Origin of the sequence: Brevundimonas naejangsanensis, assembly GCF_003627995.1 — a bacterium.
GTDB lineage: Bacteria > Pseudomonadota > Alphaproteobacteria > Caulobacterales > Caulobacteraceae > Brevundimonas > Brevundimonas naejangsanensis_B.
The window spans coordinates 926,159-949,852 of sequence record NZ_CP032707.1 but is presented as its reverse complement, the minus strand read 5'-3'; the positions used below and the strand labels follow the sequence as shown (position 1 = coordinate 949,852).

The 23,694-nt window shown below is 70.7% G+C and carries 21 protein-coding genes; 14 read left to right on the top strand and 7 right to left on the bottom strand.

The features are described from left to right. Positions 1 to 19: 19 nt before the first annotated feature. Positions 20 to 1,291 carry a pentapeptide repeat-containing protein gene (locus D8I30_RS04475; RefSeq protein WP_121481672.1) on the top strand — a complete coding sequence of 424 codons (1,272 nt, stop codon included), beginning with the start codon at positions 20 to 22 and terminating at the stop codon, positions 1,289 to 1,291. Between the two features lie 103 nt (positions 1,292 to 1,394). Here D8I30_RS04475 and D8I30_RS04470 read toward each other — a convergent pair whose 3' ends face one another. Then, positions 1,395 to 1,874: an Hsp20 family protein gene (locus D8I30_RS04470; RefSeq protein WP_121481671.1), complete on the bottom strand. Its 480-nt coding sequence runs from the start codon at positions 1,872 to 1,874 to the stop codon at positions 1,395 to 1,397. Positions 1,875 to 2,135: 261 nt separating this feature from the next. Here D8I30_RS04470 and D8I30_RS04465 point away from each other — a divergent pair, with 261 nt between their 5' ends. From D8I30_RS04465 to D8I30_RS04455, 3 genes are all read left to right on the top strand, one after another. Continuing rightward, a complete protein-coding gene (locus D8I30_RS04465; protein ID WP_121481670.1) occupies positions 2,136 to 2,939 on the top strand; it encodes a class I SAM-dependent methyltransferase in 804 nt (267 codons plus the stop codon). Positions 2,940 to 3,024: 85 nt separating this feature from the next. Beyond that, complete coding sequence (locus tag D8I30_RS04460) at positions 3,025 to 3,930, top strand: class I SAM-dependent methyltransferase (RefSeq protein WP_121481669.1); 906 nt, start codon at positions 3,025 to 3,027, stop codon at positions 3,928 to 3,930. Continuing rightward, positions 3,927 to 4,958 carry an alpha/beta fold hydrolase gene (locus tag D8I30_RS04455; protein ID WP_121481668.1) on the top strand — a complete coding sequence of 344 codons (1,032 nt, stop codon included), beginning with the start codon at positions 3,927 to 3,929 and terminating at the stop codon, positions 4,956 to 4,958. Before D8I30_RS04460 ends, D8I30_RS04455 begins: the two co-directional genes overlap by 4 nt. Positions 4,959 to 4,962: 4 nt before the next feature. Here D8I30_RS04455 and hisN read toward each other — a convergent pair whose 3' ends face one another. Beyond that, positions 4,963 to 5,754, bottom strand: coding sequence for a histidinol-phosphatase (gene hisN / locus D8I30_RS04450; RefSeq protein ID WP_121483389.1), 792 nt, complete (start codon positions 5,752 to 5,754; stop codon positions 4,963 to 4,965). Between the two features lie 50 nt (positions 5,755 to 5,804). Next, positions 5,805 to 6,182, bottom strand: coding sequence for a helix-turn-helix domain-containing protein (locus D8I30_RS04445; RefSeq protein ID WP_121481667.1), 378 nt, complete (start codon positions 6,180 to 6,182; stop codon positions 5,805 to 5,807). A gap of 177 nt (positions 6,183 to 6,359) precedes the next feature. Here D8I30_RS04445 and D8I30_RS04440 point away from each other — a divergent pair, with 177 nt between their 5' ends. Beyond that, positions 6,360 to 6,617, top strand: a complete 258-nt coding sequence (locus D8I30_RS04440) for a GlsB/YeaQ/YmgE family stress response membrane protein (protein ID WP_121481666.1) — start codon at positions 6,360 to 6,362, stop codon at positions 6,615 to 6,617. A gap of 68 nt (positions 6,618 to 6,685) precedes the next feature. Here the strand turns inward: D8I30_RS04440 and D8I30_RS04435 are convergent, their stop codons facing one another. Then, on the bottom strand, positions 6,686 to 7,105 hold the full coding sequence (locus tag D8I30_RS04435) for a superoxide dismutase (RefSeq protein ID WP_121481665.1): 420 nt from the start codon (positions 7,103 to 7,105) through the stop codon (positions 6,686 to 6,688). Between the two features lie 130 nt (positions 7,106 to 7,235). Between D8I30_RS04435 and D8I30_RS04430 the strand changes: the two genes are divergently transcribed. After that, a complete protein-coding gene (locus tag D8I30_RS04430) occupies positions 7,236 to 8,858 on the top strand; it encodes a phosphatidylglycerol lysyltransferase domain-containing protein (RefSeq protein WP_240387324.1) in 1,623 nt (540 codons plus the stop codon). Between the two features lie 125 nt (positions 8,859 to 8,983). Here D8I30_RS04430 and typA read toward each other — a convergent pair whose 3' ends face one another. Further along, positions 8,984 to 10,816, bottom strand: a complete 1,833-nt coding sequence (gene typA, locus D8I30_RS04425) for a translational GTPase TypA (RefSeq protein WP_121481664.1) — start codon at positions 10,814 to 10,816, stop codon at positions 8,984 to 8,986. 147 nt (positions 10,817 to 10,963) lie between these two features. Then, positions 10,964 to 12,010, bottom strand: coding sequence for a YeiH family protein (locus D8I30_RS04420; protein ID WP_121481663.1), 1,047 nt, complete (start codon positions 12,008 to 12,010; stop codon positions 10,964 to 10,966). Positions 12,011 to 12,091: 81 nt separating this feature from the next. On the opposite strand from D8I30_RS04420, the gene D8I30_RS04415 reads away from it, so the two are divergent. Beyond that, positions 12,092 to 12,964: a LysR family transcriptional regulator gene (locus D8I30_RS04415; protein WP_121481662.1), complete on the top strand. Its 873-nt coding sequence runs from the start codon at positions 12,092 to 12,094 to the stop codon at positions 12,962 to 12,964. A 150-nt stretch (positions 12,965 to 13,114) separates the two neighbouring features. Here D8I30_RS04415 and D8I30_RS04410 read toward each other — a convergent pair whose 3' ends face one another. Then, positions 13,115 to 15,163, bottom strand: coding sequence for an OPT family oligopeptide transporter (locus tag D8I30_RS04410; RefSeq protein ID WP_121481661.1), 2,049 nt, complete (start codon positions 15,161 to 15,163; stop codon positions 13,115 to 13,117). Positions 15,164 to 16,316: 1,153 nt separating this feature from the next. Here D8I30_RS04410 and mutM point away from each other — a divergent pair. From mutM to recF, 7 genes are all read left to right on the top strand, one after another. Further along, the gene (gene mutM / locus D8I30_RS04405; protein WP_121483388.1) at positions 16,317 to 17,180 is read left to right on the top strand and encodes a bifunctional DNA-formamidopyrimidine glycosylase/DNA-(apurinic or apyrimidinic site) lyase; all 864 of its coding nucleotides are present in this window, start codon (positions 16,317 to 16,319) and stop codon (positions 17,178 to 17,180) included. Positions 17,181 to 17,248: 68 nt separating this feature from the next. Beyond that, positions 17,249 to 18,034, top strand: coding sequence for an enoyl-CoA hydratase (locus tag D8I30_RS04400; RefSeq protein ID WP_121481660.1), 786 nt, complete (start codon positions 17,249 to 17,251; stop codon positions 18,032 to 18,034). A 165-nt stretch (positions 18,035 to 18,199) separates the two neighbouring features. Then, positions 18,200 to 18,469 carry a 30S ribosomal protein S20 gene (gene rpsT / locus D8I30_RS04395; protein WP_121481659.1) on the top strand — a complete coding sequence of 90 codons (270 nt, stop codon included), beginning with the start codon at positions 18,200 to 18,202 and terminating at the stop codon, positions 18,467 to 18,469. A gap of 504 nt (positions 18,470 to 18,973) precedes the next feature. Then, positions 18,974 to 20,416 (top strand): chromosomal replication initiator protein DnaA, encoded by a 1,443-nt coding sequence (gene dnaA / locus D8I30_RS04390; RefSeq protein ID WP_240387323.1) that lies wholly within the window; start codon positions 18,974 to 18,976, stop codon positions 20,414 to 20,416. Between the two features lie 314 nt (positions 20,417 to 20,730). Then, positions 20,731 to 21,849, top strand: a complete 1,119-nt coding sequence (gene dnaN, locus D8I30_RS04385; RefSeq protein ID WP_121481658.1) for a DNA polymerase III subunit beta — start codon at positions 20,731 to 20,733, stop codon at positions 21,847 to 21,849. A gap of 69 nt (positions 21,850 to 21,918) precedes the next feature. Beyond that, positions 21,919 to 22,176, top strand: a complete 258-nt coding sequence (locus D8I30_RS04380; RefSeq protein WP_430805151.1) for a GIY-YIG nuclease family protein — start codon at positions 21,919 to 21,921, stop codon at positions 22,174 to 22,176. A gap of 184 nt (positions 22,177 to 22,360) precedes the next feature. Beyond that, positions 22,361 to 23,488, top strand: coding sequence for a DNA replication/repair protein RecF (gene recF, locus D8I30_RS04375; RefSeq protein ID WP_121481657.1), 1,128 nt, complete (start codon positions 22,361 to 22,363; stop codon positions 23,486 to 23,488). The last annotated feature ends 206 nt before the right edge of the window (positions 23,489 to 23,694 follow it).

Below are 23,694 nucleotides of genomic sequence, written 5' to 3'. Positions count from 1 at the left end.
CGTAAGCCATGTTGAGGGCATGATCGACGCCGCCGACCCCGTCCGCAGGAAGCTGACCCAGGAAGAGGTCGACGCCGTCTGCCTGAAGCACGACCGGCTGTGGCAGGCGCGGCCCGGCGGGGCGCGGGCCGTCTTCGCCTGGATGGACCTGTCGGGCCTGAACCTGCGCGGGCGCAACCTGGCCGACGCCGATTTCGCCGCCGCCAGCCTGATAGGCTGCGACCTGACGGGCGCCAAGCTGGACAACGCCAACTTCTTCGGCGCGGACATGCAGGATGTGACCCTGGTCGACGCCAGCCTGCGCCGGGCGGACCTGCGCGGCGCCTGTCTGCGCGGGGCGGACCTGTCGGGTGCCGACCTGTTCGAGGCCGACCTGCGCGAAGGCACCATCGCCGCCAAGGATTCCAAGCTGGGTTTCCGCGTCGTCGAGGCCAGGAAGCGCGCGGACACCCAGGCCCAGGGCGCCGTGCTGGCCGGGGCCAATCTGCAGCGCTCGCGCCTGACCGGCGTCATCGCCGTGGCCGCCGACTTCACCGACGCCATCATGAAGGACTGCAAGCTGGTCCGGGCCAATCTGAAGCAGGCCAGCTTCCGCGGGGCCGACCTGGCCGGGGCGGACCTGTCGGGGGCGGACCTGTCGGGCGCCGACCTGACCGACGCCATCCTGGTGGGCGTCAAGGCCACCATGTGGCGCACCGACGGGGCCAATATGGAAGGCGCCCTGACCGACAACCGCCCGGCGGGCGAGCCGGTCAGCCAGATGCCCGCCGCCGAAATGCTGCGCGAGCACGCCCAGTGGTGCGAGACGGGCGGCGCCGAGGGGCGGCCCTCGGTGTTCGACGGGGTCGACCTGCGCCCGCTGGTCTCCATTCGCGGGCTGAACCTGACGGCCTTGTCGGCCAAGGGGGCGGTCTTCTACGGCCTGGACATGGAGGGGGTGCAACTGCAGGGGGCCCAGCTGGAAGGCGCGGACCTGCGCTCGGCCAATCTGCGCCGGGCGGACCTGCGCGGGGCGCGGCTGACCCGGGCGCGGCTGAACGGGGCGGACCTGCGCGAGGCCCAGATGGGGCCGCTGATGCTGGCGGCGGACCGGCTGCTTCCGGTCGACCTGACGGGGGCGATCCTGCGCGGGGCGGACCTGACGGGCGCGGACCTGCGCCGCGCCGTACTGGCCGAGGCCGATCTCAGCCGCGCCCTGCTGCACGGCGCTCAGATCAAGCAGGCCGACTTCACCGGCGCCCAGATCGCCGGGGCGCGCGGCCTGGACCCGGCGGACCTGAACGCCGCCTAGGCGTAACCTCTCTTCCGCGGGGATGAGCGGAATTCATAGTGCGCACGAAAAAAGGGGCGACGCGAACGCCGCCCCCTTCGAGGGATCAGTCAGGCTGAAAGCCTCAGGCCGCCTTCTTGGCCCTGGGCTCGGCCTTGCCTTCGATAAGGGCCGGGCCGGCCGCGATCTCGATGCGGCGCGGCTTGAGGGCCTCGGGCAGTTCGCGCTTGAGGTCGAGGGTCAGCAGGCCGTTGGCCAGGGCCGCGCCCTTCACCACCACATAGTCGGCCAGCTGGAAGCGGCGCTCGAAGTCGCGCTCGGCCAGGCCGCGATGCAGGAAGGTGCGCTGAGCGGCGCCGTCGTCGTTGGCGGCCTTCTTGCCGGTGACGGTCAGCAGGTTCTCCTTCGCCTCGATGTTCAGCTCATCGGCCGAGAAACCGGCGACGGCGATCTCGATGCGATAGGCGTCCTCGCCCGTCGTTTCGATGTTGTAGGGAGGCCAGCCGTTCTCCTGGCTGGAGCGCGCGGCGCTTTCCAGCTGACGGGCCAGGCGGTCGAAGCCGACGGCGGAGCGGTACAGCGGCGAGAAATCATAGGTACGCATGGGTCATCCTTCTGACGTTCAGCAAGGTTGAGCCGCCCGGCGATTTGAGCCCCGGTCGGCGTTAGGTTTTCAAACCTGACGGCCCGCATTCGGCCCCGCCGGGTCTGGAGAGCCCAGGATCGGCGCTCTCGAAGAAGAGGTAGGGGGCCGTTTTCCAGGCGCAAGGGGCGCGCGAAATCGTCGCTTGCCGCATCGGCGCCTTGCCGTCGCCGCGAAGCGCCGTATGCATTTCCTACACCTTGTCTCAGGACCGGAGCCTTCATGCGATCCCTCGTCCTCGCCGCCGCTGCGGCGTCCCTGCTCGCCGCCTCCCCCGCCCTGGCCCAGACGCCGCCGCCGGACGCCGCGCCCCTGCCGCATCGCCAGGGCCTGTCGATGGAGATGCCCGTCTTCGCCGAGGACGAGGCCCTGCAGGCCGCCGTAGCCTCGACCGCCCGGCCGCAGGCCGACCGCGCCCGCGACGGCGACCGCCATCCGTTCGAGACCCTGACCTTCTGGGGCCTGCGGCCCGGCCTGACGGTGGTGGAGGTCGAGCCCGGCGGCACCGGCTGGTGGCGCAACATCCTGGAGCCCTATGCGGCGGCGACCGGCGGCCGCTACGTCCCAGTCGGCCGACCGCTGGAGGGCATGGGCGTCGCGGACGGGACGGCGGACCTGGTGGTGACGGCCCGCGCCTATCACAACTGGGCGCGCGACGGCCGGGTCGAGCCCTATCTGGCGGCCTTCTTCAAGGCGTTGAAGCCCGGCGGCGTGCTGGCTGTCGAACAGCACCGCAGCGCCGAGGGGCTGAACGTCGCCGAGACGGCGCCCAGCGGCTATGTGCCCGAAAGCTGGTTGATCCACGCCGCCCGCCGCGCCGGCTTCGAACTGGAGGCGCGCAGCGAACTGAACGCGAATCCCAAGGATGACCGCGATCACCCGTTCGGCGTGTGGACGCTCAAGCCCAACCGCACCTCGGAACGCGACGGCCGCGCCTTGACGATCGCCGAACGCGCCGCGCTGGACGCCGTCGGCGAGAGCGACCGCATGACCCTGCGCTTCCGCAAGCCGGAGACCGCCGACTGATGGCCTCGCGGGTTTTGACGCTGGCGCAGAAGCGCCTTAAGCCCCCGACGGGAGGGACGATGCCGGCTGGCGAAAGGATGCGCGCATGACAGAACGATCGAGCCGACGTTCCGTCCTGATGGGCGCGGCCGCCCTGGGCGTCTCGGGTCTGGGCCTGTCCGCCTGCGGCCGCCGGAAGGACAAGGCGGCCCCCGCCGAGCCGGAGGCCCCCAAGGGCCCGCCCGAGGGGTCGCTGGAATGGGCCGTGGCCGGGGCCTGGCGCACCGCCGACGACAAGGCGCGCGACGCCTGGCGCCATCCGGTCGAGACCCTGCGTTTCCTCGGCCTGCAGCCCAGGATGACCGTGGTCGACTTCTGGCCCGGCAGCGGCTGGTACGCCGAGATCCTGGCGCCCTATCTGAACAGGGGCGGCGGGACCCTCTATCTGGCGGGCTTCGTCGAGGGGCCGCACGCCGATCCGGCCCAGGTGGCCATCAACAATGCGCTGAAGGCCCGCATCCTGGCCGACAAGAAGCTGTACGGCCCGGTCCAATTCACCGCCTTCGGTCCCGGCTCGCCGCCGGTGGCGCCGGCGGGCACGGCCGACATGGTGCTGTTCATGCGCTACATCCACGCCTGGATGGCGGCGGGCATCGCGGAGAAGGCTTTCGCCGACGCCTTCGCCGCCCTGCGCCCGGGCGGCGTTCTGGGGGTCGAGCAACACCGGCTGCAGCCCGACGAGGACCAGGACCCGGCGGCGGCCAACGGCTACGTCCAGGAGGCTTTCGTCAAGCAACTGGCCGAGGAGGCCGGCTTCGTCTTCGTCGAGGCGTCCGAGATCAACGCCAACCCCGCCGACACCAAGGACCACCCCTTCGGGGTCGAGACCCTGCCGCCGCGCCGCCTGACGGCGCCGCTCGGCGAGCCGGCCAATCCCGAGTTCGACCGGACCAAATATGATGCGATCGGCGAAAGCGACCGCATGACGCTGAAGTTCAGGAAGCCCGAGTGACCCGTACCGCCGCCTTCGCCGCCCATGCCCCGCTGATGGGGGTTCCCGGCGCCGCCTCGCCGCCGGGGGGCGAGGGCGACTGGTTCCGCGGGGCCGGAGGCCTGCGCCTGCGCGCCGCCTTCTGGAGACCCTCGACCCTGCAGGCCCCGACGCCGCGCGGCACCGTGGTGCTGAGCACCGGCCGCACCGAGCCGATCGAGAAGTATTTCGAGGTCATCGGCAACTTCCTGGCGCGCGGCTTCTGCGTCCTGGCTCACGACTGGCGCGGCCAGGGCCTGTCGGCGCGGCTGCTGCCCGACCGGCTGCGCGGCCACGCCCGCGCCGTCGAGGAGTTCCTGGACGACTACGCTCGCCTGCTGGACGCCTATGAGGCGCGCGCGCCCAAGCCCTGGATCATGGTCGGCCATTCCATGGGCGGCTGCCTCAACCTGCTGACCCTGGAAGGCGGCGAAAGCCGCTTTTCCGGCGCCCTGCTGTCCAGTCCCATGCTCAGGATCAAGACCGGCAAGCGGTCGATGTGGTCGGTCAAGCTGGCGGTGCGCTGGGCCCTGCGGCACGGCAAGGCGGGGGATTATGTCCTGGACGACGCGGACGACCCCTTTGACCACAGCTTCGAGAAGGACGCCCTGACCTCGGATCGGGCGCGCTACGACCTGTGGCGTCAGCAGCTCTACGCCTGCCCGCACCTGGCCATCGGCGGGCCGACCTGGGGCTGGCTGGCTTTCGGCCTCGACGCGGGCGAGCGGGCGCTGAAGCCGCGCGCGCTGAAGGCGGTGAAGATTCCCGTCTGCGTCGTTCAGGCGGGCGAGGACGACAAGGTCTGGAAACAGACCAACCGCTGGGCCGCCCGCCGCCTGGGTCGAGGCCGCTACGTCGAGGTCCCGACGGCCAGGCATGAGGTGATCATGGAGGTCGACGCGCTGCGCGGCGTCTTCCTGCACGAGTTCGACGCCCTGGCTGACTATGTGGCGCCGTCGGCCGGGACGGCCTCGCCCTCCCCGGCCGCGCGGACCGTCGAGCTGCTCTGAGCCGTCAGGCGGCGACGGCGGCGGCGAGCAGGGGCAGGGCCTGGGCCGTCAGGCGCGGGTCGCCGACGGCCAGGACGCGACCGTCCCCCGCGTGCGGCGCCTCGCCCCGCCAGTCGGTGAAACGGCCGCCCGCCGCCTCGACCACAGGCTTCAGCGCCGACCAGTCCCAGACCTTCAGCTCGCTTTCGGCCACCAGGTCGATGCGCCCGGCCGCGACCATGGCGTAGGCGTAGGCGTCGCAGCCCAGTCGGGCCAGGCGCGCGGCGCCGCGCAGACGGTCCCAGGCGGCGCGGTCCGCCCCGACGAAAATCTCGGGATCGGTGGTGGCGATCAGGGCCTGGGCAAGGTCGGGGCAGACGCGGGTCCTGAGCGGGGTCTCGGCGCCGTCCTTCAGCAGGCGCGCGCCCGAGGGACCGCCCAGGAAGACCTCGCCCAGATAGGGCTGGCCGACGGCGCCGATCACCGGCGCGCCCTCCCGGCGCAGGGCGACCAGGGTGGTCCACAGGGGCAGGCCCGCGATGAAGGCGCGGGTGCCGTCGATCGGGTCCAGCACCCAGACCCGCTCGGCGTCGGGGCGGTCCTCGCCGTATTCCTCGCCGATGACGCCGTGCTCGGGATAGCGGGCGGCGATCAGGCGGCGGACGGCCGCCTCGGCCGCGCGGTCGGCCTCGGTGACGGGGTCGAAGGCCCCCGGCCCGCCCTTGTCCTCTTGGGCGAAGTCGCCGCGAAAAAAGGGCAGGGCGGCGCGCGCCGCCTCACGCGAGAGTTCGACAGCGAAGGATTCCAGCTCGGTCATGGCCCCGGCCATACACCGCCGGGCCCCCGGCGCGATAGGCGGGACGAGGATCAGGCGGCTTCGGCCAGGGAGCGGGCCAGGTCCAGCAGGCGTCGGCGCGGATGTTCGCCCAGTCGGCTGTAGGTGCGGATCAGGTCCAGGGTCTCCTCGCCCTTCAACGCCCCCGACAGGCCGGCCTCGACCCCTTCGACCGGCGCGACTACAGGGCCTTCGCCGGCGCCGTCGTAGAAGTAGCTGACCGGCGTCTGCAGAGCCTCGGCCAGCTCCCACAGCCGGGCGGCCGAGATGCGGTTGGCCCCGCACTCGTATTTCTGGATCTGCTGGAAACGGATGCCGACGCGGTCGCCCAGCTGCTGCTGGGTTAGGCCCAGCAGGCGGCGGCGGCGGCGCAGACGGCGGCCCAGGTGAAGGTCGATCTCGGCGGGCATGAAGACGCTCCTGTCTCTCCCTCGGCCTGTGCCGGATCGGCACGGGCAGGTCGGTTCGTCGCAAGCGCCGTGCCGGTTTCGCCTGAGAGGTGAAGTCCGCGAGCGGGGCGCGCGGCGCAACCCGAGGCGGACCCGCGCATTAACGGCCAAGGCAGACAGTTTAAGGAAGGACGACACATGGACGGATTTGGATTCATCGCCTGGATCATCATCGGCATCGTCGCCGGATGGCTGGCCGAGAAGATCATGAAGCGGGATCACGGCCTGCTGACCAATCTGGTCGTCGGCGTCGCCGGCGCCCTGATCGGCGGCTTCCTGGCCAACAATCTTCTGGGCGTGGACGCCGCGGGCAACTGGATCGTGGGCGTCATCGTCGCCACCATCGGCGCCGTGGTGCTGCTGTTCCTGTTGGGCCTGGTCAAGCGACGGGCCTGACGACTGATCGTCGCGCATGAAAAAGGGGCGGCCCGACGGGCCGCCCCTTCCTTATCGGAGCCGATACATCAGTGCGGCGCGTCGGCCGGGGGCGCGGGCTCGGCGTCCGGGGTCGGCTGGGCCGCGTTCGGGGAGGCGATGGGGGCGGCGGCCTCAACGTCGGCCAGGGTGGCGTTGATGACGATGTCGGCGCCGTCCTGACGGATGCCGGCCAGGGGCGCCGGGTGGACTTGGCCATCGGCGGTGCGCACCGTCAGCTCCTGGCCGCCGGCGCCGTTCTGGACGCCGACCAGCTTGCCGATCTCGGAGCCGTCGGCGCTCTTGACGGTCGCGCCGGGGCTCAGGGTCAGACTCTGGGGTTGAGCCGCAGCCGCCTCAGCGGAAGCCGGTTCGGGCGTCTGCGGCGTCGTGGCGTCCTGGGCGAGCGCAGGCGCGGCGATGAGGAAGGCGCCGGCGATGCCGGTCAGCAGGGCGGTCTTGCGGTTCATGGAAACACTCCGGTTGGGCGAGGCTGGCGCTCGCGAAAAAATGAACCACTGTGAGCCTTCATGGTTTCGTTCGCCCTGAAATGACCTTTTCTGAGCCGCAAATGGAAAAATCCCGCTCTATGAAAGACGCATGACCTCTGGCGCAGCACCGCGCGGCCCGGGCCGCATCCTGACCCGCCTGGCGGGACTGGCCTTCGAACTGACGCCCCAGGTCTTCGCCGTCGCCACCGCCGGCCTGGGCGGGCTGATGCTGGCCTCGGCGGCGACCCCGGCCTTCGGCGAACGGCTGCAGGCCCTGGGCCGCTTCTCGCCGCCCCTGCTGATCGACCTGTCGCATTTCGCCGCCAGCATCACCGGCTTCCTGCTGCTGCTGGTGTCGGCTGGGCTGTGGCGGCGACGCAGGGGGGCCTATTACGCCGCACTGGCGGCCCTGATGATGGGGGCCGTCTTCTCCCTGCTGAAGGGGCTGGCCTGGGACGTGGCGGTCGAACTGCTGGCGGCGGCGGCCCTGCTGGCCCCTTGCCGCGCCGCCTTCAACCGCCGCTCTCGCCTGGGCGAGCCGCTGCGCCCCGGCTGGCTGCTGATGCTGGCGGCGGCGGTGGCGGCCATGCTGTGGCTGGGCTTCTTCACCTATCGCGACACGGCCTACGCCGACGAGCTGTGGTGGACCTTCCTGACCGACAAACAGGCCTCGGGCTTCCTCAGGGCCGGGGCGATCCTGGCCATACTGACCCTGGCGGTGGCGATCCGCTCCCTGCTGGCCGCGCCCGGCGCGCGCAGCCACGGCCCCGCCACGCTGACCGAGGTCGAGCGCGCGCGCCAGGCCCTGGCCGAGGCCGAGACGGCGACGCCCGAGGCGCGCCTGGCCCTGCTGGGCGACAAGGCCCTGCTGTTCAGCCCCTCGGGGCGGAGCTTCATCGCCTACCGCGTGCGCGGCCGCCGCTGGATTGCCATGGGCGAGCCGGCCGGACTGGCGGCCGAACGGCTGCCCCTGCTGTGGACCTTCGCCGAGATGGCCGACAGCTACGGCGGGGCGGCGGTCTTCTACTCGGTCGGCGAAGGGATGCTGGCGGAGCTGGCGACCCTGGGCCTGGCGGTTCGCAAGGTCGGGGAGGCGGCGGTCATCGACGCCGCCCGCTTCTCGACCGAGGGCAAGGGCAAGCAGAGCCTGCGCACGGCCGTGAACCGGGCCGAGCGCGAGGGGACGCGCTTCGAGGTCCTGCCGCCCGGCGCCGCCCGACCGCTGGAGGCCGAGCTGCGGTCCGTCTCGGACGCCTGGCTGGATCACCATAACGGGGCCGAGAAGGCCTTCTCCCTGGGGCGGTTCGACATCGCCTATCTGGACGACTCGCCCCTGGCGACGGCGCGCGTCGAGGGGCGCATCGTCGCCTTCGCCAATCTGCTGGTCGACGCGAGCGGGCGCGAGGCGATGATCGACCTGATGCGGCACGATCCGGCGGGGCCGCACGGGGCGATGGACTATCTGTTCACCCGCACGGCCCAGTGGGCGCGCGAACAGGGCTTGGAGCGGCTGGATCTGGGCATGGCGCCCCTGTCGGGCCTGGAGGACCGCCGCATGGCGCCCGTCTTCGCCCGCGTCGGGGCCCTGGTGTTTGAGGAGGGCGGGGCGGTCTACGGCTTCCAGGGGCTGCGCGCCTACAAGGCCAAGTTCGGCCCGGCCTGGCGGCCGAAATTCATCGCCGCCCCGGCCAGCACCCCCTGGCCCTGGCCCTGCTGGACGTGGCCCTACTGACCAGCGGCGGCTGGCCGGGGCTGCTGGGGCTGAGGCGATGAAGACAAACCCTCTCCCATCGGGAGAGGGATGCAAAAAAGGCGGCCCTTGCGAGCCGCCTTCTTCGTTTCAGCGAGGCGCCGCGATCAGTCGGCGCGGACGCGCTTCTTGCGGAAGGAGGGGTTCAGCACCTCCTTGCGCAGGCGGATCGACTTGGGCGTGACCTCGACCAGTTCGTCTTCCTCGATATAGGCGATGGCCTGCTCCAGGCTCATCTTGCGCGGCGGGGTCAGGCGCACGGCCTCGTCCTTGCCCGAGGCGCGGACGTTGGTCAGCTGCTTGCCCTTGATCGGGTTGACGTCCAGGTCGTCGGAGCGGCTGTTCTCGCCGATGATCATGCCCTGATAGGTCTTCTCGCCGGCGCCGACGAACATGACGCCGCGGTCTTCCAGGTTCCACAGGGCGAAGGCCGCCGTGTCGCCGTCCGAGTTCGACACCAGCACGCCCTTCAGACGGCCTTCGATGGCGCCCTTGTGCGGCTCATAGTGGGAGAAGACGCGGTTCAGCACGCCCGAGCCGCGGGTGTCGGTCAGGAACTCGCCCTGATAGCCGATCAGCGAGCGCGACGGGCACTTCAGCTGGATGCGGGTCTTGCCGGCGCCCGAGGGCCCCATGTCGGTCAGCTCGGCCTTGCGGGCCGACAGCTTCTCGATGACCACGCCCGAGAACTCGTCGTCCACGTCGATGACGACGTCTTCGATCGGCTCCATGCGCTCGCCGTTCTCACCGGTCTGGTAGACCACGCGCGGCCGGCTGATCGACAGTTCGAAGCCTTCGCGGCGCATGTTCTCGATCAGCACGCCCAGCTGCAGTTCGCCGCGGCCGGCGACTTCATAGGCGTCGGAGTCCGGCGTCTGGGTGATGCGGATGGCGACGTTGGCCTCGGCTTCCTTCAGCAGGCGGTCGCGGATGACGCGCGACTGCACCTTGTCGCCTTCGCGACCGGCCAGGGGGCTGTCGTTCACGCCCACGGTCATGGAGATGGTCGGCGGATCGATCGGCAGGGCGTCCAGCGCTTCGTTCACTTCCAGCGCGCACAGGGTGTCGGCCACGGTGGCCTTGGACATGCCGGCGATGGCGACGATGTCGCCCGCCTCGACGCCCTCGTCGATCGGCTGGCGCTTCAGGCCGCGGAAGGCCAGCACCTTGGTGATGCGGCCCTGTTCGATGGTCTTGCCGTCGCGCGACAGGGCCTTGATGGCCATGCCGGGAACCGCCTTGCCCGAGTGGATCCGGCCGGTCAGCAGGCGGCCCAGGAAGGGGTCGCTTTCGATCAGGACGTTCAGGATCTTGAACGGCTCGTTGACGCGCGCCTGGGCCTCGGGAGCCGGGACGTGCTCGACGATCAGGTCGTACAGCGGGTGCAGGTTGTCGCTCGGCTGGGCCAGGTCCAGCGTCGCCCAGCCCGAACGGCCCGAGGCGTAGATGACCGGGAAGTCCAGTTGCTCGTCCGTGGCGCCCAGGGCCGCGAACAGGTCGAAGGTCTCGTTCAGCACCCGGTCCGGGTCGGCGTGCGCGCGGTCGACCTTGTTGATGCACAGGATGGGACGCAGGCCCATCTTCAGCGCCTTGGTCAGCACGAACTTGGTCTGCGGCATGACGCCTTCCTCGGCGTCGACCAGCAGGACGCAGCCGTCCACCATGCCCAGGATGCGCTCGACCTCGCCGCCGAAGTCGGCGTGACCCGGCGTGTCGATGATGTTGATGCGCGTCTCGCCCGCCTTGCCGTTCCACTGGATCGACGTGCATTTGGCCAGGATGGTGATCCCGCGCTCGCGCTCCTGATCGCCGGAGTCCATGACGCGCTCGGTCGTGGCCTCATTGGCGCGGAACAGGCCCGACTGGGCCAGCAGGGCGTCAACCATGGTCGTCTTGCCGTGGTCGACGTGGGCGATGATAGCGACGTTACGAAGGTTCATGTCGGGCTCGGGCGGACTGTGTTCGGTCACGGATGGGCCGCGCCGCTGCAAGAAGATTGCAGAGAAGGGAAGGGTTCGGCGCGCCTCTTACAGGGATGCGGGCCAAAACGCCAGTCCGGTGCGTGATCGGCGTTCAGCCGCCTCAAGTCAGCCCAGCGGCAGGAAGGCGATCACCCCCAGGGCCAGCGCTCCGATCAGCAGGGCCGACAGGGCGGCGACGGCGGCCACGCGCGGCCCGGCCCGGACCACCGCACGCGGATCGACCATCAGCCCCAGGGCCGCCATGGCGATCAGGGTCAGGGCCGAGACCGAGGTCTGAAGCGTCGGCAGCACGGATTCCGGCAGCCAGCCCAGCGACCGCGTCGCCATCAGGGCCAGGAAGACCAGGATGAACCAGGGGGCCATCTGCTGCAGCTTCGGCCCTCGCCCGGCCTCGGCCTTGCCCGAGCGCAGGAGGCCCAGGATCAGGCAGACGGGGCCCAGCATCAGCACGCGCACCAGCTTGACCACGGCGCCCGTCTGGACGGCGGCCAGGCCCGCGGGGGCGGCTGCGGCCAGCACCTGGGGCACGGCGTAGACGGTCAGGCCCGCCAACACCCCGACCCGCGTGGCGTCATAGCCCAGCAGCGCCCCCACGGCGGGGACCAGCAGCACCACGGCGATGCCCAGGACGGCGGTGAAGCCGATGGCCGCGGCCACGTCCTCGCCCTCGGCCTCGATGACGGGGGCGATGGCGGCGATGGCCGAGTTGCCGCAGATGGCGTTGCCGCAGGCGACCAGCAGGGCCATGGCGGGCGGCAGGCCGAAGGCCCGGCCCAGGGCGTAGCCGCCGACGATGGCCAGGACGACCACGCCGATGATGGCCAGCAGCAGCCAGGGGCCCAGGGCCACGACCGCCGCCCCCGAGACGGTGGCGCCCAGAAGCGCGACGGCGACCTCCAGCAGGGTCTTGGCGCTGAACTTGATCCCCGGCGCCCATACCGACGACGGCGTCCAGACCAGACGCAGCCCGGCCCCGATCAGGATGGCCAGGACCAGACCTTCGATCCACGGATGCTGGAACAGCCGGGTCTCGACGATCTGCAGGGCGTAGGCGACGGCGCCCACGCCGGCGGACAGGGCGACGCCCGGCAGCAGGCGCGCCAGGCCCGAGAGGCGACGATCAGAAGCGGCGGCGTGGAGGACGGCGGTCATGCGGGCTTTATCCGCTCCGGCCTCTGATCGATCCAACGCGTAGTTGTGGACTTAACGATCGATATAATTGATCAGTGTCCCATGACCCTGGAGCAACTCCGCATCTTCGTCGCCGTGGCCGAGCGTCTGCACATGACCCGCGCGGCCGAGGCGCTGCATCTGACCCAGTCGGCGGTCAGCGCGGCGGTCAACGCCCTGGAGACGCGGCACGGGGCGCGGCTGTTCGACCGGGTCGGGCGGGGCCTGGCCTTGAATGCGGCGGGGACGGCCTTCCTGCCAGAGGCCAGGGCGGTGCTGGCGCGGGCCGAGGCGGCTGAGCGGCTGCTGGACGAGCTGGCAGGGCTGAAGCGCGGCTCGGTGCGACTGTTCGCTAGCCAGACCATCGCCGCCTACTGGCTGCCGCCGCGCATGGCCGCCTTCGCCCAGAGCCATCCCGAGATCGACCTGCGCCTGTCGATCGGCAACAGCCGCCAGGTGGTCGAGGCGGTGCTGGCGGGCGAGGCGGAGCTGGGCCTGATCGAGGGGGCCGAGGACGCGCCCCGGCTGGAGCGGACCCGCATCGGCGCCGACCGGCTGATCGTGGTGGCGGCGCCGAGCCATCCGCTGGCGAGGCGGACCGAAGCGCTCGGCGCGGCTGAGCTGAAGGCGCTGGACTGGGCCCTGCGCGAAGCCGGCTCGGGCACCCGCAGCGAGTTCGAGGCGGCCCTGCCGCGCGGGATGCGAGCGTCAGACCTGAGGACGGCGCTGGTCCTGCCCTCGAACGAGGCGATCCTGACGGCGGTCGCCGCCGGCGGCCTGGTCACCGCCGTCTCGGAGCTGGCCGCCCGGCCCCTGATCGAGGCGGGGCGGCTGGTCCGTCTGCCGCTCGACCTGCCCGAGCGGCCCTTCTACCGGCTGCGCCACCGCGAACGCAGCGCCAGCCGGGCGGCGGAGGCCTTCGCCTCGGCGCTCTAAAGCCGCTTTGCACCCGCCCTCTCGATCTCCGTCATCCTCGGGCTTGACCCGAGGATCGAGCCCAACCGGCGATGCGTCGTTCAACAGGTCGAGCGCGCCGCAACCCCCGACCCTCGGGTCAAGCCCGAGGGTGACGAAGGGGGGCGGCCGTCAGACCTTGGCCGAGCGGCCGCGCACCCAGGCGTAGAGGGCGAAGGTCAGGCCGACGAAGGCGACGAGGCCCGCTATCATGGCCGGCCAGACGGTGTCCGCGGGCAGCAGGGCGAAGGGCGCTTCATTCTTGGTGCTGACGATGACGGCGGCGGTGAAGACGCCGAACAGGCTCTCGCCCACGATCAGGCCGGAGGCCAGCAGCACGCCCATGCGGCGGGCCACGTCGGCGTAGCGGGTCGACTTGACCGCCCGGTCGTAGATCCAGCCGCAGACGGCGCCGACCACCAGCATGGTGGTGACGGCGGCGGGCAGATAGACGCCGATGCCCGCGGCCAGGGGCGGCAGCTTGATCTTGTCGGCCGTCGTGCGGCGCAGGATCACGTCCAGGATGATGACCCCGACGCCGACCACGGCGCCGATGCCGATCAGGTCCCAGCGCAGGTCGCCGCTGATGACCCCCTTGGCCAGGGCCGAGATCAGGGTCGCCTGGGGCGCGGCCAGGGTCTGGGAGCCCTGGACGATGGCGGGCGGGCCGCCCTCGAAACCGAAGGCCTGGTTCATCATGTCCAGCACGAAGGGGATGACCAGGGCGCCGGCGACGACGCCGACCAGCAGGGCCGTCTGTTGGCGCCAGGGCGTGGCTTCGACCAGTTGGCCGGTCTTGAGGTCCTGCAGGTTGTCGTTGGCGATGACCGCCACGGCGAAGACCACGGCGGTGACGATCAGGGCGAAGGCGACGACCGACGGATCGGCGGGCACGCCCGCGATCGCCAGGACGCCCAGCATCAGCAGGGAGGCGATGATGATGGCCAGGATGCCGACGCCCGACACCGGGCTGTTCGACGAGCCGATCAGGCCGGCCATGTAGCCGCAGATGGCGGCGACGGCGAAGCCGATGACCACGACATAGACCAGGCCGCCGATCACCAGCAGCGGGGCCGATCCGGCCAGGGCCGTGCCCTGGGCGAAGAGGGCCAGCAGGACGGCGATGCCGACCAGGGCGGCGACCGACAGCAGGCCGACGATCTTGATCGGAATGTCCTGTTCGGTCAGCTCCAGCGTCTCGCCGTGGGCGCGGCGCGACTGGGCGGCGACGGCCGAGGCCAGGCCCGCCACCAGGGGCCTGGCCAGCTTGGCCAGGGTCCACAGGGCGGCCACGCCGATGACGCCGGCGCCGATGAAGCGGACTTCCTTGGCCCAGACGGTCATGGCCAGGCCCTCGGCCCCGGCCTCGGCCGGGACGGTCGCGGCGATGGAGGGCACGCCGTGGGCGGCGGCCCAGGCGGCGAACTCGGGCGAGGTCAGGATGGGGACGAAGATCAGCCAGGCCAGGACCAGGCCGAACAGCTGGGTCAGGCCGACCGCCAGGCCGATCAGGTGGCCGGCGCCCAGCAGGGCGAACTGCATGGAGAAGCCGACGCCGGTGGCCCCGCCGCCGAGCGCGGCCGGAAGGCGCAGGAAGGCCGTGGTCTCGGCGGCGAAGACGCGGGCGGCGGCCAGGAAGGCGAAGAAGGCCGAGGCGATCGCCCCGCCGATGACCACGAACAGGCCGGAGCGGTTCTCGCGCACGGCCTCCTCGGTCTGCTCGGCGCCGGGCGAGCCGACCTTGAGCACCTCGGCGGCGGCGACGCCCTCGGGGTAGGGCAGGCCGCCCTGGACCACCAGGGTGCGGCGCAGCGGAATGGAGAAGGTCACCCCCAGCACCCCGCCGAGGATGCAGATCATCACCGACTCCCAGAAGGGGAAGTTCATCCACCAGCCGATCATGACCAGGCCGGGCAGGACGAAGATGATCGAGCTCATGGCCCCGCCGACCGAGGCGACGGTCTGGACGGTCATGTTCTCCCAGATGGTCGAGCCCCGGAACGCCCGCAGCAGGGCCATGGAGATGACCGCCGCCGGAATGGCCGAGGCGAAGGTCAGGCCGACCTTCAGCCCCAGATAGGTGTTGGCCGCCGTGAAGACCGCCGCCAGCAGACAGCCCAGGATCAGGGCGCGCAGGGTCAGTTCGATGCGTTTGCCGGTTCCGGCGGGGGTATGGCTCATGCGGGGCTCTTTCGGTTGTCGCGCCGAGGTAAGCCTGAAAGCGGAGCCGTGACAACGGGGCGGGGCTTCCTTCTCCCCTTGCGGGAGAAGGTGGCCGAGCGCAGCGAGGCCGGATGAGGGGTTGCTGAACAGAAGGGCTGGGCTCTGTTCTTCCAGCCTCGCGAGACCCCTCATCCGTCGACCTTCGGTCGCCACCCGTCGTCAGCTCGCAGTGCGAGCTTCCTCCACCCGCAAGGGGAGAAGGAACACAGGCGCCCGCCGCGCGAGACCGCGGCCCCGGCTCGGCCTCGCTGCGCTCGTTGGCCGGGGTGACGAGTCATACGGCCTCACCCCGCCGCGCAGGCGCGGCAGGTCGAGAGAGCTAGGCGGGGCGCCGGGTCTTCGCCCGGAGAAGATGAGTTTTACCGTTTCGACGAAGGCCGACGCCCCGCGCGAAGAGTTGTTCATGAGCTCGGGGCAGGCGCCGTTGTTCGCGGCTACTCCCGGCGCCCATGACGGGCAGGCTGCACCGGCGTGCAGTCCTGGAACGGTCCGCGTAACCCCCGCGACCCCGGCCGGGACCTCTCTGGCGGACGGGTCGAACGCCCCGTCGCTAGGCCCCATCGGCGTCTTGTCTTCTCGTGCTCTACCGCGCGTTCGCGCTGCTTGAGAGCATTTCACGCTTCGTCCTGAGACGTCGCGTGGAGAACCGCTCGTCCGATCCGCCGCCGCCTTCCGCTGGGCTCCCGCCCTTGTCCGGTGCGCGCGAGGGAGGACGAAGCGATCCGACAAGACCCCCGTTCTCTCCGCTCCCGCCGCCGCTTCGGTTCGCCGGCCGAGCGAGCCCTCCCTTGCGACGGGACAGGGGAAGCGTGGCATGGGCGGCGGGTGCGGCGGGCTGATGGGGGCTGGCGGCGGAGCGATCCCTTGCGTTGGCAGGGATTGAGGTGGGTTGATGCGATGGAGCGCGCCTTTTCCTTCTCCCCTTGCGGGAGAAGGTGGCTGCCGAAGGCAGACGGATGAGGGGTCTTGCCTCGCCTTGAAGTCATGGCTTTGGCCGCTGAAGCGTGACCCCTCATCCGACCTCGCTCCGCTCGGCCACCTTCTCCCGCAAGGGGAGAAGGATGATGGGGCCGCGCTTTTCGGTTGGGGGGAGAAGGACTAGATGTCCGTCATGCCTGAACTGCCCGAAGTCGAAACCGTCCGTCGCGGCCTGGAGCCTGTGCTGGAAGGCGCGCGCCTGAGCGCGGCGCGGCAGAACCGGCCGGATCTGCGCTTTCCCTTTCCCGAGCGGTTCGTCGAGCGGCTGAACGGGGCGACGGTGCTGCGGCTCGACCGGCGGGCCAAGTATCTGCTGTTCCCGCTGTCGACCGGCGAGACCTGGGTGACGCACCTGGGCATGACCGGCCGCTTCACCCTGGAGGGTGTCGCTCCGGGCGCGTTCGCGACGGATGCCCCCGTCGCCGACAAGCACGAGCATATGAGCCTGACCGCCGACCGGGGCGGGGCGCTGACGCGGCTGGGCTACGCCGACGCGCGGCGCTTCGGCTTCATGGGTCTGATCCCGACCGAGGCGGTGGAAGGGCACGCCTGGTTTTCCGCCCTGGGGCCGGAGCCGCTCGGCAACGCCTTCTCGGGCGCCCACCTGGCCGAGGCCTTCGCGGGCAAGGCGCAGAACATCAAGGTCAGCCTGCTGGACCAGAGGATCGTGGCGGGGCTGGGCAATATCTATGTGTGCGAGGCGCTGTATCGCGCGCGCATCTCGCCCCTGACGGCGGCGGGCAAGGTCAGCCGGCCCCGGCTGGAGCGGCTGGCGGTCGAGGTCCGCAACGTCCTGGCCGACGCCATCGCGGCGGGCGGCTCGACGCTCAAGGACTTCGCCAACGTCGAGGGCGGCCAGGGCTATTTCCAGCATCGCTTCGACGTCTATGGCCGCGAGGGCGCGCCGTGTCGCACCGAGGGCTGCGGCGGGGTCATCAAGCGCATCGTCCAGGGCGGGCGCTCGACCTTCTTCTGTCCGGTCTGCCAGAAGCGCTAGACCGCGCGGCTTCCGCTACGCCGAGCGGGTTGGTAAAGCCGTGCCAACGAGCTTGAGAGGAGCGCCCGATGGCCGACGCCTATTCCACCCTGCTGATCGAACGCCACGCCGACGGCTATGCGGTCGTGACCCTGAACCGGCCCGAGGCGCTGAACGCCCTGAACACGACGCTGACGGGCGAACTGGGCGACTTCCTGGAGAGCGTGGCCGACGACGACGGCGTGCGCTGCGTGGTTCTGACCGGCTCGGCCAAGGCCTTCGCCGCCGGCGCCGACATCAAGGAGATGGCGGACCAGGCCTACGCCGACATGTATCGCGGCAACTTCTTCGCCCGCGCCCACGACCGGGTGGCGAACTTCCGCAAGCCGATCATCGCGGCGGTGTCGGGCTATGCCCTCGGCGGCGGCTGCGAACTGGCCATGCTGTGCGACTTCATCATCGCCTCGGAGACGGCCAGGTTCGGCCAGCCCGAGATCAACCTGGGCGTGGCGCCCGGCATCGGCGGCTCGCAGCGCCTGACCCGCGCCGTGGGCAAGGCCAAGGCGATGGACATGTGCCTGACCGGCCGGATGATGGACGCGGCCGAGGCCGAGCGGTCGGGCCTGGTGTCGCGCGTGGTGGCGGCCGACGCCCTGCTGGACGAGGCGCGCGCCGCCGCCGCCAAGATCGCCGGCCAGTCGATCCTGGCCGTCATGGCCAACAAGGAGCTGGTCAACGCCGCCTTCGAGACGACCCTGGCGCAAGGGGTGGTGTTCGAGCGCCGCCTGTTCCACTCCCTGTTCGCCTTCGACGACCAGAAGGAGGGCATGGCCGCCTTCGTCGAGAAGCGGAAGCCCGCCTTCACCGGCCGGTGAAATCTCTGTCGGGGCCGGATCACATGGGGCGCAAACCCCGGCCCCGACTCAATTCCAGCCGGATCGCGTTGACCGGCCGGAGGCGATCGGCTATAGCCGCGCGCTCTTGAGATTTTCTCGCCGTGGACGTGGGTCTGCGGCGTTTTCGTTCGAAGGTTTTACCCGATGGCCAACAATGCAGGCGCCCGCAAGGCGATCCGCAAGATCGAAGCGCGGACCGAAGTGAACAAGGCCCGCCGCACCCGCGTGCGCACCTACCTGCGCAAGTTCCAGGAAGCCCTGACGGGCGGCGACGTCGAAGTCGCCAAGGCCGCCTTCATCACCGCCCAGTCGGAACTGATGCGCGCCGTGTCCAAGGGCGTGGTCCACAAGAACACTGGCTCGCGCAAGGTCAGCCGTCTGGCCGCCCAGCTGAAGAAGCTGTCGGCCGCCTGATTAAGGCGCGCTCGGACGGAATCTCACGGTTTCGTCAAACGGCGTCATTCGGCGGCTGCGAAAGGCCCGTAACGGGCGTTTCGTAAGAAGTTGCAAGAATTTCAACGGCGAGGAAGCGCAAGCTCCCTCGCCGTCTTGCTGTCCGGCGCTAAGTCAAGCTTGACGATTCCGGTTCCGAAATGAGGCGAAATCGCCATTTTCTCAAGCGTTGCCGGGGTTTGCCGGAGTCAATCAATTTAAGTGCGAATCTCGACTCGAATCAGCGTTGATCTCCGCCGTTCGGGGGGTAAGTTGAAGGGGTAACGCACTTCCGTCCCTCGAGGATGAAGACGAGGGAAATCAACGATTTCCCTTGGCGCGAGATGTCTGTCTGTGAGTACGACCCCGCTTGCGAAGCCTGGCTTCGCGAGACGAGAGAAGTCGTCCCCGGACCTGGCCGCTCGAAGGGCGTTCGTCGGTGATAACTATTCGAGGCGGGTGTTCGAGATGATCGGGGGCGCGGTAATGGCGGGCATGACGGATCCGAACCGTATCTGGACCGAGGCGGCTGGCCGCCTGAAGACCGAGATCGGCGACGGGCCCTACAGCTCCTACATCGCCCCCTCGGCCGTGCGCGTGGATTCCCAGGGCAATCTGATCCTGGTCACGCCCACGGCCTACGCCCGCGACTGGGTGCGCAAGAACGCCCTGCGGCGCATGAACGAGCTGTGGCTGGGCCTGGACGGCCTGGCCCGCCGCCTGGAGGTGCGCTGCCGCGCCGAGATGGGCTCGGTCCCGCCGGCGGCCGCCTCGCGCGAGGCGCCGCGCCTGGCCTCGATCAGCGCCCCGGCGCCGGCCGCCGCGGCGGCCCCCGCCTTCTCCGCTCCGGCCTTCGCCCCCGCGACCGACGGCGCCCGCGCCGTGCGCGCCGCCGGCCTGCAGGAGCGCCTGACCTTCGACAGCTTCGTCGAGGGGCACGGCAACGCCTTCGCCCTGGCCATCGCCAAACAGGTCGCCAGCTGGGCCGACGGCCATTTCAACCCGGTCTTCTTCTGCGGCCCCTACGGCTACGGCAAGACCCACCTGCTGAACGCCATCGCCTGGGAGGCGCAGCGCCTGCGCCCGGACGCCAAGGTGGTCTATCTGACCGCCGAACGCTTCCTGTCGACCTTCGTGCGCGCCATGCAGGACCGCTCGACCGCCGCCTTCAAGGAGAGCCTGCGCTCGGCCGACATGCTGCTGCTGGACGACGTCCAGTTCGTCGGCGGCAAGACCTCGACCCAGGAAGAGCTGCTCAACACGCTCACGGCCCTGATCGAGGACGGAAAGCGCATCGTCCTGTCGGCTGACCGCGCCCCCATGGCCCTGACCGACGTCGAGCCGCGCCTGCGCAGCCACCTGGCCGCGGGCCTGACCTGCCCGGTCGAGGCGGCGGACCGCAGTCTCAAGGTCGCGGTGGCCCAGTCGCGCCTCAACGCCCTGGCCCAGCTGGGCGTCGTCTCGGGCGAGGCGCGCGCCGAGGTGCTGGAGCATCTGATCGACCGCACCCCCGGCTCGATGCGCGAGCTGGAAGGCGCCGTGAACACCCTTGCCGCCGTCGCCGGAAGCCGCCTGTCGGCCCTGACGGTCGACGAGGTCCAGACCCTGCTGGGCGCCGCCCTGCGCACGGGGCCGGAGCGCCGCATCACCGTCGACGAGATCCAGAAGACGGTGGCCGAACACTTCAACCTCAAGCAGGCCGACCTGCTGAGCGAGCGCCGCACCCGCGCCATCGCCCGCCCGCGCCAGATCGCCATGTATCTGTGCAAGCAGCACACCACCCGCTCCTATCCCGACATCGGCCGCCGCTTCGGCGGGCGCGACCACACCACCGTGCTTCACGGGGTCCGCAAGATCGAGGAGCTGATGCCCAAGGACGACCAGATCGCCCGCGACGTCGAGGCTCTGACGCGCAAGCTGCGCGGCTAAGCCGCGCGGCCATCCTCAGTCCCTTCCCCCTCGTCATCCTCCGGCTTGACCGGAGGGCCCAGCGGCGCCGAAAGGCGATCTCGGCCGCAAGCGCCGCGCGTGCATCTTTCGCCCTACAGGCGCTGCTGGGTTCCCCGGTCTGCGCCGCTCCGCGGCTTGCCGGAGAATGACGGAAGAGGATGGGGCCTGTGGAAATCGGGGGCAGACGGGGGGCAAGCGCTGCTGCCCGTTGCCCCTTGCGCTCAATGCGCTAGTGTTCCTGCCCATATTTACGGCGACGCCGCTTCGGCGGGGTCGCGACCGGGCGAGACCACATGCAGCTGACCATCGAACGTTCCGCGCTTCTTCGGGCCTTGGGGCACGTCCAGAGCGTGGTCGAGCGTCGCAACACCATTCCGATCCTGTCCAACGTGCTGCTGAGCGCCGGGCGCGACCGCCTGTCGTTCGCCGCCACCGACCTGGACATGGAGATGGTCGACGAGGCCGAGGCCCAGGTGAACGTCGAGGGCCAGATCACCGCCCCGGCCCACACCCTGTACGAGATCGTCCGCAAGCTGCCGGACGGCGCCGAGGTCAGCCTGACCTATTCGGGCGATGATCCGCGCCTGGTGGTGGCGGCGGGCCGCTCGCGCTTCAACCTGCCGGTGCTGCCGGCGGGCGACTTCCCGGTCATGTCGACGGACACGACGGGCGCGCGCTTCACCCTGCCCAAGGAAGACCTGGCGCGGCTGATCGACAAGACGCGCTTCGCCGTCTCGACCGAGGAGACGCGCTACTATCTGAACGGCCTCTATCTGCACACCGTGGCCGAGGGCGGCATTCCGCTGCTGCGCGCCGTGGCCACCGACGGCCACCGCCTGGCCCTGGCCGAGACCCCGGCGCCGGAAGGCGCGGCGGGCGGCCCCGGCGTCATCGTGCCGCGCAAGACGGTGGACCAGGTCCGTCGCCTGCTGGACGACGGCAACGGCCCGGTCGAGGTCCAGGTCAGCCCGCAGAAGATCCGCTTCGAGTTCGGCCAGGCCAGCCTGACCTCCAAGGTCATCGACGGCGCCTTCCCCGACTATCTGCGCGTCATCCCGCGCGGCAACGACAAGCAGGCCGACATCGACAACAGCCTGTTCGCCAAGGCCGTCGACCGCGTGGCCACCATCTCGGCCGAGAAGAGCCGCTCGGTGAAGCTGGCCTTCGACAACGACCGGGTGAAGCTGACCGTCCGCAACATGGAGGCCGGCCAGGCCGAGGAAGAGGTCGAGATCGGCTATTCCGACGAGCCGTTCGAGATCGGCTTCAACGCCCGCTACCTGCTGGACGTCGCCGGCCAGATCACCGGCGAGACCGCCTGCTTCAAGTTCGCCGACCCGGCCAGCCCGACCCTGGTGCTCGACCCGGCCGACGTGGGCGTCCAGTACGTGCTGATGCCGTTGCGGGTGTAGGGCGGCTTAGAAACGACCGCTCACCCCGGCGGACGCCGGGGTCCAGTGAGAGCCGCGCCGGGGAGTTGGATGTTTTTCTACACCTACATCCTGGCCGGCCGGCGTAACGGCGTCCTGTATACCGGCTCGACCGACGACCTGCTGAAGCGGGTCGTCGAGCATCGCGAGAAGCTGCGCGGCGGGTTCACGGCTAGATATGGGGTTTCCTGCCTGGTCTGGTACGAACTCCACGGGACGCGTGACGAGGCTTTTCGTCGTGAACGCCAAGGAATGGCGGCGCGAATGGAAGCTCGACCTGATCGAGCGGATGAACCCCGGCTGGGATGATCTGTTGCCCACATTGCTTTGACGAGGGCTGACCCCATACTCCGCTCATCCCGGCGGACGCCGGGATCCAGTCCTTTGGCTTCAAGCGTGAAGGCGTGGCTCTTGCTGGACCCCGGCGTCCGCCGGGGTGAGCGGTTTGTTAGGGGGCTCTGCCCGCCAAATCGGTGTATCGGCTGATCGTCGCATGATCACCTCCCTCGCCCTCACTGATTTCCGTTCCTATGCGAGCGCCAGCCTGCCGGTCTCCGGCGGGGCCGTGGTGCTGCACGGGCCGAACGGGGCGGGGAAGACCAACCTGCTGGAGGCGATCAGCCTGCTGACCCCCGGCAAGGGGCTGCGCGGGGCGACGGCGGCCGAGATGGGGCGGCGCGAGCCGGGCGAGGCGGTCGGGCGGCCCTGGGCCGTGGCGGCGACGCTGCGGGGGGCGGACGGCGATGAGGTGCGCCTGGGCACGGGGGTGCAGGCCATGGGGCCGTCGGCGCGGCGCATCGTGCGCATCGACGGGGAGACGGCGCCGCCCGGGCGGCTGCTGGACTATCTGCGCCCCGTCTGGGCCACGCCCGAGCAGGACCGGCTGTTCTCGGACGCCCGCGCCGAGCGGCTGCGCTTCTTCGACCGCCTGGTCTTCGCCGCCCATCCCGACCACGCCGCCGTCGTCTCCACCTATGAGAAGGCCCTGCGCGAGCGGTTGCGGCTGCTGACCGACGAGACGCGTCCGGCCGATCCTCTGTGGCTGGACGCCCTGGAGGCGCGGCTGGCCGAAAGCGGCGCGCGCGCGGCCGTGGCCCGCGCCGCCGCGCTGAAAGAGCTCCAGGCCGGCATCGACGCCCGCGCCGACCGCCCCTTCCCCCAAGCCGACCTGGGTCTGACCGGTCCGGCCGAAGAGATGGCGGCGACCGGCGCCGACGAGGCCGACATCGTCGAGGCGCTGGGCGAAGGCCTGATGCGCGCCCGCGCCCGCGACGCGGCGGCCGGGCGCAGCCTGTTCGGCCCGCACCGCTCGGACCTGACGGCGCTGCACCGCGAGAAGAACCGTCCGGCGGCGGAGGGCTCGTCGGGCGAGCAGAAGGCCCTGGTGCTGAACCTGATCCTGGCCCAGGTGGCGCGCCTGGCCGATCAGCCGGCGCAGCCGGTCCTGCTGCTGGACGAGGCGCCCGCGCACCTGGACGCCGCCCGCCGCGCCGCCCTGTTCGACGAGATCGAGGCCCTGGGTCTGCAGGCCTTCATGACCGGGACGGAGCGGGGGCTGTTCGCGGCGCTGGAGGGACGGGCGCAGTTCGTGGCCGTGGAGGGCGGGGGGCTGTCTTCCTGAAGCGCGTCGCCTTCTCCCTCCCCGTCCCGGGGAGGGTGGCTGAGGCCGCCAGGCCGAAGCCGGGTGGGGGCGGCAAGGCTATTCGAGCGTCGAGGCCAGGATCGCCTGGCCCTCCCCACCCGGTCTCCGCTGCGCGTCGACCACCCTCCCCGGGACGGGGAGGGAGAGGGGCTTAAAGGCTCGCTTTTCCCGTCGAATTTCCTATA

Bases quoted from the DNA above. Each gene is read 5' to 3' on its own strand.
- D8I30_RS04420 (WP_121481663.1), bottom strand. From the start codon at position 12,010: ATGACCGCCGTCCTCCACGCCGCCGCTTCTGATCGTCGCCTCTCGGGC.
- D8I30_RS04465 (WP_121481670.1), top strand. From the start codon at position 2,136: ATGCGATCCCTCGTCCTCGCCGCCGCTGCGGCGTCCCTGCTCGCCGCC.
- D8I30_RS04475 (WP_121481672.1), top strand. From the start codon at position 20: ATGATCGACGCCGCCGACCCCGTCCGCAGGAAGCTGACCCAGGAAGAG.
- D8I30_RS04470 (WP_121481671.1), bottom strand. From the start codon at position 1,874: ATGCGTACCTATGATTTCTCGCCGCTGTACCGCTCCGCCGTCGGCTTC.
- D8I30_RS04460 (WP_121481669.1), top strand. From the start codon at position 3,025: ATGACAGAACGATCGAGCCGACGTTCCGTCCTGATGGGCGCGGCCGCC.
- D8I30_RS04400 (WP_121481660.1), top strand. From the start codon at position 17,249: ATGGCCGACGCCTATTCCACCCTGCTGATCGAACGCCACGCCGACGGC.
- D8I30_RS04435 (WP_121481665.1), bottom strand. From the start codon at position 7,105: ATGAACCGCAAGACCGCCCTGCTGACCGGCATCGCCGGCGCCTTCCTC.
- D8I30_RS04440 (WP_121481666.1), top strand. From the start codon at position 6,360: ATGGACGGATTTGGATTCATCGCCTGGATCATCATCGGCATCGTCGCC.
- dnaA (WP_240387323.1), top strand. From the start codon at position 18,974: ATGGCGGGCATGACGGATCCGAACCGTATCTGGACCGAGGCGGCTGGC.
- D8I30_RS04445 (WP_121481667.1), bottom strand. From the start codon at position 6,182: ATGCCCGCCGAGATCGACCTTCACCTGGGCCGCCGTCTGCGCCGCCGC.
- D8I30_RS04415 (WP_121481662.1), top strand. From the start codon at position 12,092: ATGACCCTGGAGCAACTCCGCATCTTCGTCGCCGTGGCCGAGCGTCTG.
- hisN (WP_121483389.1), bottom strand. From the start codon at position 5,754: ATGACCGAGCTGGAATCCTTCGCTGTCGAACTCTCGCGTGAGGCGGCG.
- D8I30_RS04380 (WP_430805151.1), top strand. From the start codon at position 21,919: ATGTTTTTCTACACCTACATCCTGGCCGGCCGGCGTAACGGCGTCCTG.
- D8I30_RS04430 (WP_240387324.1), top strand. From the start codon at position 7,236: ATGACCTCTGGCGCAGCACCGCGCGGCCCGGGCCGCATCCTGACCCGC.
- dnaN (WP_121481658.1), top strand. From the start codon at position 20,731: ATGCAGCTGACCATCGAACGTTCCGCGCTTCTTCGGGCCTTGGGGCAC.
- rpsT (WP_121481659.1), top strand. From the start codon at position 18,200: ATGGCCAACAATGCAGGCGCCCGCAAGGCGATCCGCAAGATCGAAGCG.
- typA (WP_121481664.1), bottom strand. From the start codon at position 10,816: ATGAACCTTCGTAACGTCGCTATCATCGCCCACGTCGACCACGGCAAG.
- recF (WP_121481657.1), top strand. From the start codon at position 22,361: ATGATCACCTCCCTCGCCCTCACTGATTTCCGTTCCTATGCGAGCGCC.
- mutM (WP_121483388.1), top strand. From the start codon at position 16,317: ATGCCTGAACTGCCCGAAGTCGAAACCGTCCGTCGCGGCCTGGAGCCT.
- D8I30_RS04410 (WP_121481661.1), bottom strand. From the start codon at position 15,163: ATGAGCCATACCCCCGCCGGAACCGGCAAACGCATCGAACTGACCCTG.